Below are 16,244 nucleotides of genomic sequence, written 5' to 3' on the forward strand. Positions count from 1 at the left end.
ACGGAATAAACCCTCATTCCTCCATGATCCTCCGTGTTCTCCGTGGATACTCAACAACCGTTCGTTTATGACATCCACGGAGGGCACAAGGGCACGGGAAAAAACCTCATTTCTCAATGATCCTCCGTGTTCTCCGTAAATACTCAAACACCGTTCGTTTATGACATCCACGGAGGGCACGGAGGACACGGAATAAACCCTTATTCCTCCGCGATCCTCCATGTTCTCCGCGGCTATTCAACAACCGTCCGTCCGCAACATCGACGGCGGCAAGGAAATAGTATACTTGTCCATGAGGATAAAATTTTATGCGATCCCATCGACGCGATCATCCCTCTCCGCCAGCCTGTCATCGCCTTTCCCGCCGGCAATTCCTGCAGGTCGCGGGGCTTGCGGCCGGCGGGGCCGCGCTGGGGGGTTGCCAATCCTCCGTTTCCGGGCGACCGCTCACCCCGGCCGCCGCGCCGGATTATTCGACGCGGGCCGAGGTGGCGATCGTGCGGGCCGCGGAATACGAGCCCGCGCTGGTGCGGGCGCAGGCCGAAGCGCTGCTCGAGAGCCTGGGCGGCATCGCAGACGTCGTCCGGCCGGGCGACACGGTGGCGGTGAAAGTCAACCTCACCGGCGGCGTGCGGGGCGGCCCGCCGCCCGCCGGAACGACCGCCACCGAATCCTACCTCACCCACCCGGCGGTGGTGCGGGCGGTGTGCGAACTGCTGCGCGACGCGGGCGCGAAGAAGCTCTACATCGTCGAAGCCGTCTGGGAGTGGGCTTCGTTCACCCACTGGGGATTCGACGATGCGGCGGAGTACGTCGGCGCGACGCTGATCGACCTCAACCAAACCGATCCCTATTCCGATTACGCGTCCGCGCCCGTCGGGGGCGAATGGTTCGTCTACGAAAAGTTCAAGTTCAACCGCCTGCTCGAAGAGGCGGACGCGCTGGTTTCCGTGCCGAAAATGAAATGCCACCATCTGTGCGGAATCACCCAATCGATGAAGAACCTGGTCGGCCTGGCGCCGTACAAATTCCACGAATTGAATCCGGGCGACGGGTACCGCACCGGCTTCCACGGGCCGGAGGATGTCACGGGAAGACGCTTGCCGCGGGTGGTGGTGGATCTAAACCGCGCCCGGCCGGTGGACCTGGCCGTGATCGACGGCATCCGGACGGTGGACGGCAGCGAGGGGCCGTGGAACTTCAACCTGACCGCGAAGCGCCCCGGGATCCTAATCGGGGGGAAGAATCCGGTCTCGACCGACGCGGTGGCCGTGGCGGCGATGGGCTTCGACCCCGCAGCGGAATATCCCGATCCGCCCTTCCTGCGGGCCGAGAACCATCTCAACCTCGCCCGCCGCTTCGGCTTAGGATCAAACCTGCTTGAGGACATCGACATCCTCGGCGTTCCGCTCGCGGAAGCGAGGATGACGTTCGAACCTTCGTGGGGCAACTCGCCGCTTCCCTGACTGGGCGCGGATCACGCCGTGAGATGCGGACGCAAAACCGCCCCGTCCGGCCTCAAGCGGCCGGACGGGGCGGTTTTTTTCGGGCAGGGTGTTTCTGAGCGCGCCCCCAGCCGCCGTACGGATTGCCTTCCCCTAAAGCAACGGCTCCAGGTCGAAATCTATGCCGCCCGGGAAGTTCAGAATGTAGCGCGCCTCCCCTTCCGGCACCACGTACACCCAAGTCAGTATGCATTGCCTTTGGGAGTTGATTAAGCCGGTTTGGGTTGAAAGGAACGTGAAATGGAATTCATCATTAACCGTGACGTCCCAGGCGCTAAACTCAACATCCTCCGCCGCGTCCATGTAGTCTTCCGGAACGTTCATGACCACAACCAAGAACGTGTCGGAAGAGAGAGTCGGCGTGTAGGACTGGTTGCCGCCGAGGGTGTAATAATCGGTTAGTTGGGCGTCCGTGAAGAGGATTCCGATCCCCTCCACCATGATCGGCGCCTCAATCCCGGGGATGGGCGTCGGCGTGATCGTCGGGGTAAGGGTCTGGGTGAGGGTCGGGGTCAGGGTGGGCGTCGGCGTCGATGTCGGCGTCGGCGTGTCGCTCGGGGTGGGCGTGAACGTCGGGCCGAACAACTGGCCCGGGCCGCATCCGGAAAGGAACAGCAGGATTGCCACGGAGCCGATCGGCAAGAAACGGCATAACCCTCTCATACTCCTCCTCCCAGCTGTGACGGGCACACCCGGCGGCTTCGTTCGGGAGCCGCTGACCTTCTAAGGATCCGAAAGGGCTTGTTTTTTCGGATTCCCGGAACCGGATTAATCCCGTCTATTTTACAATAAGGGCATCATCCATAAACAGTATATTTCCTCATGACAAATGTAATATTCTCGGTTAGATGAAAGTTTCGCCGGAGAATGACCGGGCGGGATGCACGGATGCTCCAGGCGGTCATTCCTCAGAGTTCCTTCACCATAACCACGAATTTTCCGCCGTCGCCGGTCCTCTCGAACGCGGCCGTTTCGGCGAAACCCGCCCTCGCCCAGGCCCTGCGCGCCCGGGCGTTGAAGGCGGCGATCGTCACCCGGAAACGCACCGGGGCGAACCGCGGCTCGGCGAAACGGAGCGCCTCGCCGATGATCCCAGCCCCCCGGCCTTGGCCGGTCAGGTCCGGCCGGATCCCGAGGCCGATATCGAGCGCGTCCGCGGCGTAATCCCCGCCGGGCACGCGCGCGTCGGCGCCGAAGCTGCAGAATCCGACCAGTGCTCCGCCGAGGGCGCGCATGGAATGGAACCTGTTCGCCGGATCCAACAGATACTTCAGGCTATCCGGCGCGTTTTCCGGACGCAAATTGTATACGTCATACGGGGGGTCATACGACCAGCGGAAAATCTCCATTGTGGATTTTTCGTCAAGCGGCTGAATAGCCAGCACGCGCCCGTCCCTTTCCTCGCCGGGCCGGCCGTCCCGCGAAACGCCGGCGTCCGCTACCAGATCCAGGGAATTAATCTCCAGACGGTCCGCTTCCGATACTCGGCGTAGCCGGTGAGGTTGCGCAGGAGGAACCGGTCCTCGTATCCGGCGAGGAGGGCGTAGCCGGCCGTCATAATCCCGCACGCTAGCCAAACCCACCAGACGGCGAAGGCCAAGGCCGCGGCCGGATACAGGATCAGCGTGTTGGCATACAGCGGATGACGGACGACCCTGTACGGCCCCGTATCGACGATCCGGTGGCCGGGTTTCACCTCCACGTTTCCGCTCCAGTAGCGACCCAGCCGACTGCGGATCCAATAGGAAAGCAGAATGCTGCCGACGGAAACCACACCTCCCGCGGCCGCGATCCAATCCGGGACTGCGGCGGAAGGCCTGACAAGCCCGGCGCAGATCAGGAGCTGGGTCGCCAGGATCACCAATCCCGCGGTCCCCATCACCAGCGACAAGGCGAGATAAAAATAATCTCCGGCGGATTCCACCGAGCGCCGGACGTCGCGGACAAGCGTGGTTCCGCCCCGGAAATACACCAAGAGCAAGGACAACGACGCGGCAAAGGCCAACCAGCGGATTCCGTTTAATATCATCATCGGCCGCCGCCCATGCCGGAGAAAGATTTATCTTCCCCGGGGCCGGCCGCCGGCGCCGAGTCCGTTCCCTCCGGCAGATTGATCGCCACCCGGCACTCGTCTCCGCCCTGCAGCACGCTCTCCAGAAGCTCCACCTTCACCGGCCGCTCCAGAATCGCCTCCCAGATTTTCCGGTAGTACCCCGCACCACAATAACAATATATCGCGGGGAGCTTCGTACCGCCGGCGGCCGCCGCGCGCACCCGCGGGCAATGGCAATACAGCGTGCGCCGTCGAGCCGGATCCGCCTCATCCAGGTAGTCGGCGAGGGTTTCGCTTTTCGGGATTTTCGTCGCGACGATCCGCCGGCCTCCGCGCACGCCGGCCGGCCCCCAGCCCCGGCGCACGACCTCGGCGATCGCCTCCTCCGGCAGACGCAGAGTCCGGCGCAGAAGGATCTCGAAATTATCCTGCAGCTTCCGGCGGGCCGCATCGACGTCCCCCGTTTGCCGATAGCGTTCACGGATCCTCCGCAGATCGGCCGGCGGATAGGAGCAGGCGCAACTTGTCAGGATTTCCCCGGCCCGGGCTTCGCCGACCGATTGCACCAAGCGGTCCAATGCGGCGCGGGTCCAGGCGGCGATCCGTTCCGGCGGAGATTGCGCGGAAAGGTCCGCGCCGCCCGCCATCACGCTCGCGAGCACGCGCTCGTCGGCGGCCGCCTCGATCCCGCGCGCTAATTTCGCCTGCCACCGTCGCTCGAATTCGCCGCCGCCTTCAGCCATGCCCGCACCATTGCCCACGAATCCACGATCGGATCGTCCCGGCGCTCCGGCGGATTCGCCCCGGTCCGCATCCCCCGGTGAAAGCGCGTCTGCGTTTGAGGCATCCCGCGCCGATTCGACGCCCGTCGGCTTCCCAGAGGCTTTGGCCAATTCCCGCACGGGGCGGCGCCGCTGCGGTTCCCGCCGCGCGCGACAAATCCGGCCGATGCCTGCCATTCCAAAAACCCAAATCAAAAAAACAGTGGCACTCATTATATTCAAGACTTCAAGGCAAAAACAATTTTCCTTGCCATTCCCCGCCGGCGCTGCGCGTCGTCACCGTCCTCCCCCGGATGAAAACCCGCCAAAAAACTTCTTCCAATCCCCGGCTGACACAAGGTGGGGAAAGGGAAGGAAGGAGCGCGCGGCGCGGACACGATCTGGCTCTTGTCGACCACGCGACCTTCCGGGTTAAGAACCCGAACCGGCCGGATCGGCCGCTGGATTCGCATAAAAAGGCGTGGTAAATCATACTTGACATGATGTATAGTATGGTTTACATTGTTTTCCAGAGGGTCGAAGGGGCGATCAAGCGCCGGGGATAGGCACATGGCTATCGGCCGCCGCAGCCGAAAAGAGCGGTCGAAAAAAAAAGTAATTGCCAAGCATCCCGCCATCATCCGATCCTCACCCCCCTACACCTTCACCCCTTCCCCCTCTCCTGGCGCCTGCCCCCGCTTCGCGAGGGCAGGCGCCAGGAGAGGGGGAAGGCCTGTCCTCGAGTGGAGCGAGGGGAGGGACCGGGGATAGAGGTGAGGATGGAAAACGGCCGGTTATCCTTTCGATAAAAACCAGGCTGAGCAGTAAAAAACAAAAAGGAGATCCGACCAATGAAAACCGAAACCATCCGTAACCGGGAAATCATCCTCTGGCGGCTCGCCGCCGGCGCGTGTCTGGTCCTGTTGGGCTTCGCCGCATCCTGCGCCCGAACCGCCGACAATCGGTGGCAGGGCGGACAACCGGCGGCGGTCTCCGCCGGGGGAACGGTGGTGGTTTCCGAGGGATCGGATCCTTACCGCACCTTGGCGGAACGGATCGCCCGGGAAGAGAAAATCGAACTCCTGGACGACATTGCCCGGGCCTTGGAAGGCCGGCCCCGCTATGTGATCCTCGTGGCTGCGCCGGAAAATCTGACCGAACAGAAACTCGTCGATATCGGCGGGCTGTTCCTGCGGGACGATTATTTTCCGGGCTTTGGTATCATCAGCGGAAGTACGATCGAGCACGCCGAACACTTGTGGGAGCGAAGAGGGCCGAAGGCCTCCGGCGGCGCGTATCTGGGCGGGGACGTCGAGGAAGGGCAGGCCTTCGAAGAACCGGCGATCTTCCGAATCGGCGGAGATTCCCCGGAGCGGACCGAATTGACCCGGGAGACCCTGACGGATTCCCTCGCCCGGGCGGGGTTTTTCTATTGGTCGCGGCACGTCACGGAGAATAAATGGTTCTGGAATTCCACCTCGGAATCGTTCGGCGAGGACGACAAGCTTTTCGGCGCGGACCTGCCGGAGCTCGACTCGCCCGTAATTTACACTCCCAGTTGCGGTTCGTTCCAGCCGTGGACAACCGATTCGATCGCGCTGGCGTTCGTCGACCGGGGCGCGGCGGCTTACCTCGGCCACGTCCGCAGCCCGTGCACCAACGCCTTCCTTCTGCGGCGCGGATTTTCCGTTCCCGGCATCCTCACCTGGCGGGAATTTCCCCTGAGCATCGCGGCGCAAATCGAAAACCGGATGACCGCGCGGGCCGTTTTCCGGACGCCGATGTTCTTCATGCTGGGGGATCCCCGGCTGTACCTCTCGGAGGAGCGGCCTTATCGGATCGATTTGGACGCATCCGCCGGCAAGGACCGCAGGCGGATCCGGGGCTGGTCGGGGAACACCGGCGTTCTGGCGGTGAAGATCGCCGGCGGCGCCGGGTACGGCTTCGTAGAAATCCGGGGGCTGTCCGCCGCCGCCGACGACGACCTCTTCTACAATTACCGGGTCCAGTCAATGGGCCTGGGAGCCGACAAGTTCGTCCTCTTCCTCCACGACGGCGGGGATTTCGAAATGGAGCTTTCCCGGCAGGCGCCCCCGCTGTGGAAGGCGGCCGACACCGTCCTGGACGTCCTGGATTATTCCTGGACGGTCATCAGCCCCGTCCAAGGCCCCTTCGCGTTCCTCCACCTGGCTGTGTTCCTCGCCGTCCTTTTTTGGAAAACCCTGCGCCGAAAGCATGCGCTTGGGGAATACCGGACGGTTGTCCTGCTCGGATTAACCTACTCCATGCTGCGGTCGTTGTACGTGCTGTTGAGGATCGACGATTATTCCGTCAGCGCGAACATCGCGGAGTGGTCCGCCGCCGATTTGACGCTGGGGTTCCTCGGATCGTTTGCCTGCGCGGCGGGCGGATTGACGGTGATGCGGGATGCGGGGGGAGCGATCGCGCAAGCGGCGGGCCTGCTGTTGGCCGTCCTGCCGCAGTTGTTCTTGACGGCCTTCTATTTCATCAGCATTACGTTCACGAATGCGTTTTATATGTCGAATTCCGCGACGCCGCTTGGGATTTGGAATTACCGGGCCTTTTGGCTGCCTTTTCTAGCCCTGGCGGTCGAAGCCGGTCTGGTGACGGGGTTGCATCGGCTGGCGAACAGGCCACCGGCGGGATCGCCCCGCGCGGCCGTTCAGGGATGAATCATCGCCGCCCGGAAGACAGGTTGCGCATGGAGGGTTGGGAGGGAACAGAAAGCGTTCGGCCCGTTCGGGGCGCCGGCGGATGATCCCGGAACGCGCGACGGGGGAAAAGCCTCAACCGGCGGATCTGCCCGCCGTCATTCCGCGATCGCCCGGGCCACGGCGGCGATGAAATCGGGATTGCTGCCGCAGCATCCGCCGACGATCCGCGCGCCGCGCTTGACCAACGCGCCGATCCGGCGGGCAAACTCCTGCGGGCCGACGTCGTAGACGGTTTGCCCGCCGGCCAGGCGGGGCAAACCGGCATTGGGCTTGGCGATCAGCCGGATGCCGGGAGCCAGCGCCAACAGCTGGCCCACCACCGCGTCCATCACGTCCAGCCCCTCGCCGCAGTTGGCGCCGAACGCCGCCGGGCCGAGCGGCTTGAGAGCCTCGAGCGCCTGCGCCGCGCTCACGCCCATGATCGTCCGGCCGCCGGCCCCGAAACTCATCGAGCAAAAGACCGGGAGGCCGGAGGCCTGCTTGGCGCCGGCGACCGCGGCGCGCGCCTCCTCGAGGTCCATCATCGTCTCCACCCACAGCAGGTCAACGCCGCTCTCCGCAAGCGCCCGCGCCTGCCGGGCGAAGTTGTCAACCGCCTCGGCGAAGCCCAGCGCGCCGAGCGGCTCCATCATCTCGCCGCACGGCCCGATGTCGCCGGCCACGAACGCGTCGCCGCCGGCCGCTTCGAGCGCAATCACGGCGGCGGCGCGGTTGATCTCCTCCGCCCGCTCGCCCAATCCGGCCTTGGCCAGTTTTATCCGGCTTCCGCCGAAGGTGTTGGTCAGGATGATCTGGGATCCGGCGTCGACGTAGGCGCGGTGAACCTCGGCGATCCGCCGCGGGTGCGCGGTGTTCCAGGCTTCCGGCGGGGAGCCCGGCTCGAGCCCCCGGGCCATCAACAGGGTGCCCATCGCGCCGTCGGCAAGCAGGGTCTCGCCCCCCGCCAGCCTTTCCAGCAATCCCCTCGCGCGGATATCGGCCCGCCGTCCGCCGTCTGCTTGCGCCATGCGATCCTCCCGCCGCGATTATATTTAATCCCCCCCTGAAGCCGCGTCCATCCCGCTTGGCCGTCTTGAATCCGCAATTTCTGCAGCCGAAGGATCCGCGGGATTCCCGTCAGAGATCCTGCGGGCGCTGAAAAAACAGCGGCGCCCGCAATCACATCGCAGGCTTTTCCGGCGCCCCGTTACTCGAATATGATCGTCCGCTGGCCGCATAAAAAGACGCGCTCATCGAACACGAGCTTTGCCGCCCGGGCCAGGACGGATTTTTCGATGTCGCGACCGGCTTGGACCATATCCTCCGCCGCGTAGTTGTGCGCCACGGGGAGGATTCCCTGGGCCAGGATCGGCCCCTCGTCCAGGCTCTCGGTGACGAAATGGGCCGTCGCCCCGATGATCTTAACCCCCCGCTCGTAAGCCTGGCGGTACGGGTTCGCGCCGACGAACGCCGGAAGGAAGGAATGGTGGATGTTGATCATCCGGTTGCGGTAGCGTTCGATGAACGGAGCCGTCAGCACGCGCATGTATTTCGCCAGCACGAGGTATTCGGGGTCGTACGGCTCGAGCGCGGCGAGGATCTCCGCCTCGTGCGCGGCGCGGTCCTTGCCGCCGTGGGGAACGACGTGGAAGGGGATCTCGAACCGGCGGACGAGCGATTCCAGCCCGGCGTGGTTGGAGATCACGGCCAGGATGCGGGCGTTCAGGTCGCCGAAGGCGTTGCGCAGAAGCAGGTCGCCAAGGCAATGGTATTCCTTGGACGCCAGGACGACGATCCGGCGCTTCTCCCGGCTGGGGAGCCGGACCGCGCCGTCCGGGGGAAGGACCGCCCGCAAATCCTCCGCCAGACGCTCCGGCTCGACCCGGTCCTCGACGACGGTGCGCATGTAGAAGCGCCCGCTGTCGTGGTCGACGAATTCGTTGTTCTGGACGATGTTCAGCCCGTGGCGGAACAGCACGCCGGTCACGGCGTGGATCAGCCCTTTTTGGTCGGTGCATTCGACGAGGATGATTTGACGGTTCATGCGCCCTTCCGCCGCGTGCGGCGGGATTCCCTTTCCACGGATTCCGCCGGACGGGTTCGCAGGTTTTTCCGGCCGCGCACCGCATGCCCGCCGAAGCGCCGGCAGGGAATGGCGGGCCGTCGTTTTCGTTTACCGCAAACCGGCGGGCTTCCCCATCGGCGGCCGCCGGCGGTCCACCGGCGACGCGCGCTCCCTCCGATTCCGCCATCAGGAAAAGATGGGAGATCCGGAAGCGCGGGGGAAAAAATGAAGCCGCCCTCACACAGGAAAAATATTTTACTCCACATCCCCAGCATTAATCGGCGCATTCCTTGCACGAATCCTCCCTTTCGGCCCGCTTGCGCCACACAATCGAATAGCGCCACAGCAGATGGCGGCGGATTTGCGCGCCCGGGATCGCGGCCTGTCAGACGGTGTGCACCTCGGCCAGCGCCGGATACCGTTCGTGTCGGCCGTGTTCGATCCACGCCCCGTGTACGGCGGGCGATTCCCGCAGGCTCCCCGTATGCGCGAACCGCAGCGCCGCGCCGAATGGAAGGGCCAAAGCCCCCAGGGCATATTCCCAGGGTCGGGCGGCCCGATCCAGATCAAGCACGAGCAGAATCCCACCCGGCGCGAGCGCATCCGCACAGCGGCGAAGCGTCTCTTCCAGCGGCAGGTGGTGGAATGCGGCGATGCTTGCGATGCAGTCGTACTTCGATTCAGGCCAGGGCCGGGCCTGGATCTCGGCGGTTTGGAAATCGATGTTTGGACAGGCGGCGGAGAGCTCGCGGGCCCGCCGGATCATTTCCGGGGAAAGATCCATCGCCGTCACGCGGCCGGAGCGCCCGGCCGGCAGCCGGGCGAAGGCGCCCGTGCCGCAACCGAGATCGAGCGCTTCGCGGCAGAGCGGCGGCGCATGCCGCCGCAGGAACGGATGGTAGCGTGCATTATGGTCCCATCCGTCCGGGGTCAGCCGCGCGATCCGGTCGAAATCCTCCCGGACGGCGGTGGACGGCTTGAGGCGGAACCCCGGTCGTTCATCGCCGGACGGCGAGGATCAGGCCGGCCAGCGCCAAGCCGATCAGGTAATTGCCGACCCGGACCATGAACAGATTGAAGGGGATTTTTTTTCCAGACCAGCCGGTTGATCTCCGGTGCGACGATGAAGCCGAGCCACAGCAGGATGCCGATAAAGAGTCCGTCCACCACCGATCCCGTGCGCGCGAGGTTGACCACGACGGCCAGGACCAGCGCCATCAGCAAATGTCCGACGAGCCCGATCCCCAGCCAGCGCCGGTCGGGCTTGCGGTCCGCCTTGACCAATCCGGACCATGCGTCGCCGAACACATTCGGCAGATACCAGATCCACCCGGCGCCGAACATCACGGCGGCCGCGGCCAGGACCGCCGGCATGTTGATCGACGACAGGTTCAGCGTCTCCAGCATTCACCCTCCTTGATGCAACCCGGCGCCAGACACGGGTTCATCCGCCGCCGGCGGTTCAACGGATTGCACCCGCCCCACCCGGCCGTCCGCGAGCATCACTTTGATCCCGTGCGGATGGGTCGGACTGTTCGTCAGGATCCGCGCGACGACGCCGGCGGTGAGGATGCCGGATTTCTGGTTGTGCTTTTCGATGATCCGCACGCGGTCGCCCGGACGGATCTCGCTTCGTTTGGGGAGATGCATACGGACTCCATCGGCCGGTTCGGAACCTTGGGCGGATCCGGAGATTTCCCCAGCGCTTCCCGCACGCCGCCGGGTCCCGCCGCCCCCGGCCCGGCCGCGAAGGACGCGGGTCCAGTATACGCCATGAGCGGCGGAGAGCATACCGTCGAAAATATACGGCCGCAGCGCGCCCGCCGAAGCCTTCGAGACGCGAGGGCGATGGGGCAGCATAAGGGGGCCGGGGTTTGCCCTGGCCCCCTCGACGGCGGGCTGCAATCCGTGGTCGGACGCCGCTTCCGTTTTCGCCGAACGGCCGGGCGCCACACCGCCCTTGGGCGTCAGCTTTTTTCCTCCGGAAACGACATTTTATGCACGATCCACCACCGGCCGTCCAGCTTCATCATGTTGAAGTAATCCGTGTATTTCACCTTCTCATTCTCCAAACGGAGTTTCACGGACGCCAAGTGGGCGTAGACGTCGACGGAGAAGAATTCCGTCTCCCAATGCAGCCGGGGATCGACCCTTTCCGGACCGTAGAACGTCATATATTCCGAACGATCGATGATCCGAAAGTTTCCGGATTCGAGAAGAAAGAACCGCCACTCGGGATGCAGGATCTCCTTGTACAGACCCGACTCTCCCGTGACATGGGCCTCGGAATAATACTTGAGGATCGCCTCCTTGATTGCGGATGCTTCGGCCGCGTTCGTTTCCATTGCCGTTTTCCTTTCGATTTCGTTTTTTTATACGAGAGTCGGACGGCTAAAAACGTTGCGCCGTCGATGTCCCGCGATCGAGGGACCGGATTCCGCGGCGCTACCGCCCCAGGATGCGGTCGATCTCCGCCATCTGTTCCTCCGTCAGCGGCCCGAACCGCAGCGCACCGCAGTTTTCTTCAACCTGTTTCACGCTCTTGAACCCGGGGATCGGGACGGTTGCCGGACTGCGGGCCCAGATCCACCCCAGCGCGCCCTGGGCGAGCGTGCGCCCGCCGGCGGTCAGCACGCCGCGGATCGATTCCAATTTGTCGAGCCAGTCCTTGGCCGGTTTTCCGTTTTGGAATCCGGGATGCCAACCGGCATGTTTGCGCACGTCCGCCTCGCCGAAGGTCGAAGCCGGGGAATACTTGCCGGTCAGCAGGCCCATCCCCAGCGGGCCGCGGTTCAGGCTGGCCAGGTTGCGCTCCTCGCACAACGCGATCAGTTCGGAGTTGCCATCGAGCACGCTGAGCTGCTGTTCGACGACGGCGCAGCCGGGCGATTCGGAGAAGGCGCGGACCGCGTCTTCGCGGTCGGTGCTCCAACCGTAGGTGCGGATTTTGCCTTCCTGTACGAGCTGTTCCAGGACCGCGCGGGCTTCCAGCGCGCGCTCGAGCTTGTGGCCCCAGATGTGGAGCAGATAAACGTCGAGGTAGTCGGTGCCGAGCCGCCGGAGGGTGTTTTCCAGGTCCGCGCGGACGTGCGCGGCGGCATCGCTGTCTTCCTCGCTTTCGCCGTAGGCCGTCACCGCGCGGGCAGCCTCGTCGACCCGGTATCCGAACTTGCTGGCGATGACGGCCTTGGGGCGGCGGTCTTTCACCGCCCGGCCGAGGATCCGCTCGCTGCGGCCGCAGCCGTAGTTGGCGGCCGTATCGAAGAGGGTCACGCCGAGGTCAAGCGCGGCGTGGATGGCGCGGACCGATTCGCCGTCGTCGACGCCGGTCCAGCCCGCCGGGGAACCCAGAAACGTCCATTCGCCGCCGATCGCCCAACAGCCCATCCCCAGCGGACCGACTTCGATCCCGGACCTGCCTAGCGTTCGATTGGGTGTGGTCATGCTGCATCTCCTTTGTGAAAAAGATTCCGATGTTCCCCTCCAAACCTGACAGGTCTTCCGGACCAGTCGGGTATGGAGGGGAAGGAAGTCAGGCCGGCGCCTGCCAGCCGTGAGCGATGATCCGGCTGCGCTTGCGGGCCAGGATCTCCTCCGTCAATCCCCATTCCTTCAGGAAGGACGGAAAGAATTCTCCCAGGCGCTCATCCGTTTTCAGCGCGTTCTCGGGGCAGACGGCCAGGCAATGCAGGCATTCGATGCACTTGGCCGGATCGGATTCTCCGGAGAGCATGTCCATCGCCTGAACCGGGCATTCGGCTTCGCACGCGCCGCACAGCGAACAATCCCGGAACCGCATCGGCTGTCCCCAGCGGCGTTGCGCCGGCGGCGGAGCGTTGAGCCATTGTTCGACGCCGGTATCGTAACCGCAGGGCTTCTGCAGGGAGAAAACCGCGGAATCGGAAGGATCGAATCGTTCGATGACGCGCACGGCGAATTCGCGGGCGGCGGCGAAATCCGCCTCGTTCGGGCGGTCCGCCATCAAATTCCATCCGGCGAGGTTGAACGTGTGCCGGCCGAGGAACTCGGCGCACAGGCGCACGCGGAACCCGGCCCGGGTCAACAAGGCGTACAGATGGTATTGGGCGTACCCCGGCGTCCGCCCGCCGTAGGTGACAAAGACCGCGCACGGCCTCCCGCCGCCCGCGAGGGCCGACAGCCAATCGTGAAGCGGCCGGGGCGGGAAATCGGCGTAGACCGGCGCGCCGAAGATGTACCCGCCGTACGCGCGCGACGGGAAAGCGGCCGCGCGCGAAGAAAAAGCGGTGACGTCGATCAGCTCCGCGCCGAATCCGCGCCGCATCAATTTCCCGCGGACGACCTCGGCGTAGGAGCGGGTGACGCCGGTGCCGGAAAAACAGACGACGGCGATTTTTTGGGCATGCATGGATTCACTCCTCTTGCGCCTGAGCATACCGCAGACGGAATTCTCCGCGTTCCTCTTCCACGATCCGGAATGGGCCGCCCAGATGGGCGCCCAGCAGCCGCGAACCGGAATCCGCAAAGCGGGGGAAAAAACTTTCTCCGCTGCGCGATGGCGTCCTCGCGGTCGGCGTGGTAATCGGCCGACGGCCAATCCGGATGCGCCACTTGGGCCGGGTGGTGCAGCAGATCCCCCGGAAACCACAGCGGGGCGGACACGGCCTCGAAGATCAGGCGCCCGGGCGTGTGTCCGGGGGTTGTATGGACCCGGATGCCGCCGACCGCATCGCCGCCGCCGGCGAAACGGACCCGGCCCGCCTCGACGAGCGGCCGGACGCTGTCGTCGATGCACGGATGCCGCTGGGGATGGTCCGCAGGCAGGCCGCTCCAGTACTCCCATTCGCGCGGGCTCAAGACGTACTCGGCCCGCGGAAAGGTCTACGCCCATCCCCGTTCCGCGGCCGTCGTCGCCCATCCGACGTGGTCATGATGCAGGTGCGAGAGGAAGACGAAATCCACGTCCTCCAAACGCACGCCGAGGGAGGCGAGCGTTTGCTCGTACGGCAGATTTTGATGATCCCAATACGGCTCGTCCGGCCGCGTCTTGCCGTTGCTGGATCCCGCATCGATGACCGAGAGGCGCCCCCCAAAGCGCAGAAGGAAGATCTGGGTGGAGGAGATGATCATCCCGGTCTCGGTCAGGCGCGCGCCGACTCCCGGCGGCGAAACCCGGCGGATCTCGCGGGTGGTCCGCCCCGGGAACAGGACCGGATGCGCCATCGCCTCGCCTTCCCATTCCACGATCCTCCACAACTCCGCACCGTCCCAACAATGGGGGCCGAAGACCTTCAGCAAATCCATACTATCCTCGCTTTCGGAATTTCCCCATTCGATTCCATCCCAGGCCCGAAGGGCGGTTCCGGGAAGAGCCGGAAGAGGTCAGCTCGCCGCCGGCAGGAAGCCGAGACCGGCCGTACGGCCCGGTCCGCTCCTGTCGGAGGATCGGAATGCGTATTCCCAAACCTCCGCGCGGATCGTCGTCCAGCCGAGCGTCCGCGCGACCGACACCCGGGTGTGTCCATCCTCGACGAAATACCTGTCTGCGACCCGGTACAGGCTGAGCGGCGGCCAATCGCCGCCTTGGACGATCAGGTATACGCCCACCCAGCGGTCGCGCAGGTGCGCGGACCGCGGGCGGAAGACGCGGTTGAAATCCTCGCCGCGATCGACGAAACCGATGATCCGTCCGAGCGGAACTTCGACCGTACCGAGGTAGCGCCGGTTCATTTTAAGAAACGGCGCCAGGCTGAGGAAACAATCCAGCGAATCGCCCTGGGCGGCGAGCTTGCCGAAGAGCGCTCCCCACTGCGCCGACCCCAGGACCCGGTAAAATTCCTCGATCGCATCCAACCGCGAGAAAGAAAGCAGTGTGTCGGTTTTCATGGCTTCCTCCTCTCTCGAATCTCGAACGTCCCAGAAAATCAACAGCCTTACGCAACCGGTTGCAGAAAAGACGAAAAAAAATTATGCAGACGCCCTGACCACCAACTCCACCGGAACCGTGGTGTGGGTCACCACCCGGGTTTTGATGTATTGCAGGAGGTTCTGGGCCAGCAGCCTTCCGGCAAACGGGATATTTTGGCTGACGGTCGTCAGCGGCGGGGTGATTTTTTCGGCGATGGTCAGGTTGTCGTAGCTGACGACCGCGACATCCTCCGGAATGCGTTTTCCGGCTCCCTGCAGAACCCGGATCGCTTCCACCGCCATCATGTCGCTGTTGATGAAGACCGCATCCAGGTCGGGAGCCTGTATAAGAAGGCGCTTCATCGCCTCGGCGCCCGATACATCGGAAAAATCCCCGTAGGTTTCCAACCCCTCCTCGGCCGACAACCCCGCCTTGCGCAGCGCCTCCGCATAGCCTTGATACCGCAATTGCACTTCCATTTCTTCCTTCGGACCGCCCAGAAAGGCGATCCGCTTGCGCCCCAGACCGATCAGGTGCTCGGCCGCCAACCGCCCTCCGGCGAGGTTATCTCCGGTTACCGTGCAATATTGGTATCCCCCGATCGGGACCCCCCAGGCGATGAACGGAGCTTCGATCTCCGCCAGCATTTTGATGTGGTTTTGTTTGCGGGTTGAGGTCATCAGGATGAACCCGTCCGCCCTTCCGGCGTCCAAATGCTGTTCCGGCCAATCGCTGTCGCAGGGATCCACAAACAGCATCAACAGGTCGTATCCAAGTTCCTTCAGTCCGGATGAGATCCCGCCCAAGATCTCCATGGTGAACAAGTCGGAAACGGAAAACTGCTTGTACAGCGCATGGGTGACGAAGGCGACCGTGTTGCTCTGCTTCATGGACAGCCGCCGGGCCGGCATATTGATCTGGAATCGCCTCTTTTTTGCGATTTTCCGGACTTTTTCCTTGGTCTCTCCGCCGATCAACGGGCTGTCGCTTAAAGCCCGCGAAACAGTCGACTTGGAGACGCCGGCCTCTTTGGCGATGTCGGCGATGGTGCAATATTTCCTCTCGGTTCCGGGCTTGGGCTTCATTTCGGATTGATTATGCAACCGGTTGCATAATTTGTCAAAGGGAAGGAAATAAAAAAGCCATCCCTCAGCACTTTTCTTTTTTTGTGTCCTTTGTGTTCTTTGTGGCTCTTTGTTCGGCCACAAAAGACACATAAGGCACATAAAAAAGCCACCCCTCGGCACATTTCTTTTTGC

The 16,244-nt window shown here is 63.8% G+C and carries 17 protein-coding genes; 2 read left to right on the plus strand and 15 right to left on the minus strand.

Annotated elements, in window-relative coordinates:
* Positions 1-308 precede the first annotated feature (308 nt).
* Positions 309-1,466 (plus strand): DUF362 domain-containing protein, encoded by a 1,158-nt coding sequence (locus JW929_04140; protein MBN1438579.1) that lies wholly within the window; start codon positions 309-311, stop codon positions 1,464-1,466.
* A gap of 132 nt (positions 1,467-1,598) precedes the next feature.
* On the opposite strand, the gene JW929_04145 is transcribed toward JW929_04140, so the two are convergent.
* The 4 genes from JW929_04145 to JW929_04160 all read right to left on the minus strand — a co-directional run bounded on the left by JW929_04145 (position 1,599) and on the right by JW929_04160 (position 4,301).
* Positions 1,599-2,168, minus strand: a complete 570-nt coding sequence (locus JW929_04145) for a hypothetical protein (GenBank protein MBN1438580.1) — start codon at positions 2,166-2,168, stop codon at positions 1,599-1,601.
* 245 nt (positions 2,169-2,413) lie between these two features.
* Positions 2,414-2,890 (minus strand): hypothetical protein, encoded by a 477-nt coding sequence (locus tag JW929_04150; GenBank protein MBN1438581.1) that lies wholly within the window; start codon positions 2,888-2,890, stop codon positions 2,414-2,416.
* Positions 2,891-2,943: 53 nt separating this feature from the next.
* Positions 2,944-3,537 carry an isoprenylcysteine carboxylmethyltransferase family protein gene (locus tag JW929_04155; protein MBN1438582.1) on the minus strand — a complete coding sequence of 198 codons (594 nt, stop codon included), beginning with the start codon at positions 3,535-3,537 and terminating at the stop codon, positions 2,944-2,946.
* Positions 3,534-4,301: a hypothetical protein gene (locus tag JW929_04160; protein ID MBN1438583.1), complete on the minus strand. Its 768-nt coding sequence runs from the start codon at positions 4,299-4,301 to the stop codon at positions 3,534-3,536. Before JW929_04160 ends, JW929_04155 begins: the two co-directional genes overlap by 4 nt.
* Before the next feature lie 869 nt (positions 4,302-5,170).
* Between JW929_04160 and JW929_04165 the strand changes: the two genes are divergently transcribed.
* Positions 5,171-7,012: a hypothetical protein gene (locus tag JW929_04165; protein MBN1438584.1), complete on the plus strand. Its 1,842-nt coding sequence runs from the start codon at positions 5,171-5,173 to the stop codon at positions 7,010-7,012.
* Positions 7,013-7,149: 137 nt separating this feature from the next.
* Here the strand turns inward: JW929_04165 and JW929_04170 are convergent, their stop codons facing one another.
* The 11 genes from JW929_04170 to JW929_04220 all read right to left on the minus strand — a co-directional run bounded on the left by JW929_04170 (position 7,150) and on the right by JW929_04220 (position 16,070).
* Positions 7,150-8,061 carry a homocysteine S-methyltransferase family protein gene (locus tag JW929_04170; protein ID MBN1438585.1) on the minus strand — a complete coding sequence of 304 codons (912 nt, stop codon included), beginning with the start codon at positions 8,059-8,061 and terminating at the stop codon, positions 7,150-7,152.
* A gap of 179 nt (positions 8,062-8,240) precedes the next feature.
* Positions 8,241-9,077, minus strand: a complete 837-nt coding sequence (purU, locus tag JW929_04175; GenBank protein ID MBN1438586.1) for a formyltetrahydrofolate deformylase — start codon at positions 9,075-9,077, stop codon at positions 8,241-8,243.
* A 406-nt stretch (positions 9,078-9,483) separates the two neighbouring features.
* A complete protein-coding gene (locus tag JW929_04180) occupies positions 9,484-10,041 on the minus strand; it encodes a class I SAM-dependent methyltransferase (GenBank protein ID MBN1438587.1) in 558 nt (185 codons plus the stop codon).
* Positions 10,029-10,505 (minus strand): DUF1761 domain-containing protein, encoded by a 477-nt coding sequence (locus JW929_04185; GenBank protein ID MBN1438588.1) that lies wholly within the window; start codon positions 10,503-10,505, stop codon positions 10,029-10,031. The genes JW929_04180 and JW929_04185 overlap by 13 nt, the downstream gene beginning before the upstream one ends.
* Entirely contained in the window at positions 10,506-10,748 is a 243-nt protein-coding gene (locus tag JW929_04190) for a YwbE family protein (protein ID MBN1438589.1), read from the minus strand.
* Between the two features lie 317 nt (positions 10,749-11,065).
* Positions 11,066-11,443 (minus strand): nuclear transport factor 2 family protein, encoded by a 378-nt coding sequence (locus JW929_04195; GenBank protein ID MBN1438590.1) that lies wholly within the window; start codon positions 11,441-11,443, stop codon positions 11,066-11,068.
* Between the two features lie 100 nt (positions 11,444-11,543).
* Complete coding sequence (locus JW929_04200; protein ID MBN1438591.1) at positions 11,544-12,542, minus strand: aldo/keto reductase; 999 nt, start codon at positions 12,540-12,542, stop codon at positions 11,544-11,546.
* A gap of 88 nt (positions 12,543-12,630) precedes the next feature.
* The gene (locus JW929_04205) at positions 12,631-13,485 is read right to left on the minus strand and encodes a 4Fe-4S binding protein (GenBank protein ID MBN1438592.1); all 855 of its coding nucleotides are present in this window, start codon (positions 13,483-13,485) and stop codon (positions 12,631-12,633) included.
* Positions 13,486-13,958: 473 nt separating this feature from the next.
* Positions 13,959-14,381: an MBL fold metallo-hydrolase gene (locus JW929_04210; GenBank protein MBN1438593.1), complete on the minus strand. Its 423-nt coding sequence runs from the start codon at positions 14,379-14,381 to the stop codon at positions 13,959-13,961.
* Between the two features lie 78 nt (positions 14,382-14,459).
* Complete coding sequence (locus JW929_04215; GenBank protein ID MBN1438594.1) at positions 14,460-14,963, minus strand: hypothetical protein; 504 nt, start codon at positions 14,961-14,963, stop codon at positions 14,460-14,462.
* A gap of 81 nt (positions 14,964-15,044) precedes the next feature.
* A complete protein-coding gene (locus JW929_04220) occupies positions 15,045-16,070 on the minus strand; it encodes a substrate-binding domain-containing protein (protein MBN1438595.1) in 1,026 nt (341 codons plus the stop codon).
* Positions 16,071-16,244: the final 174 nt, after the last annotated feature.

Source organism: Anaerolineales bacterium (assembly GCA_016928575.1).
Lineage (GTDB): Bacteria > Chloroflexota > Anaerolineae > Anaerolineales > RBG-16-64-43 > JAFGKK01.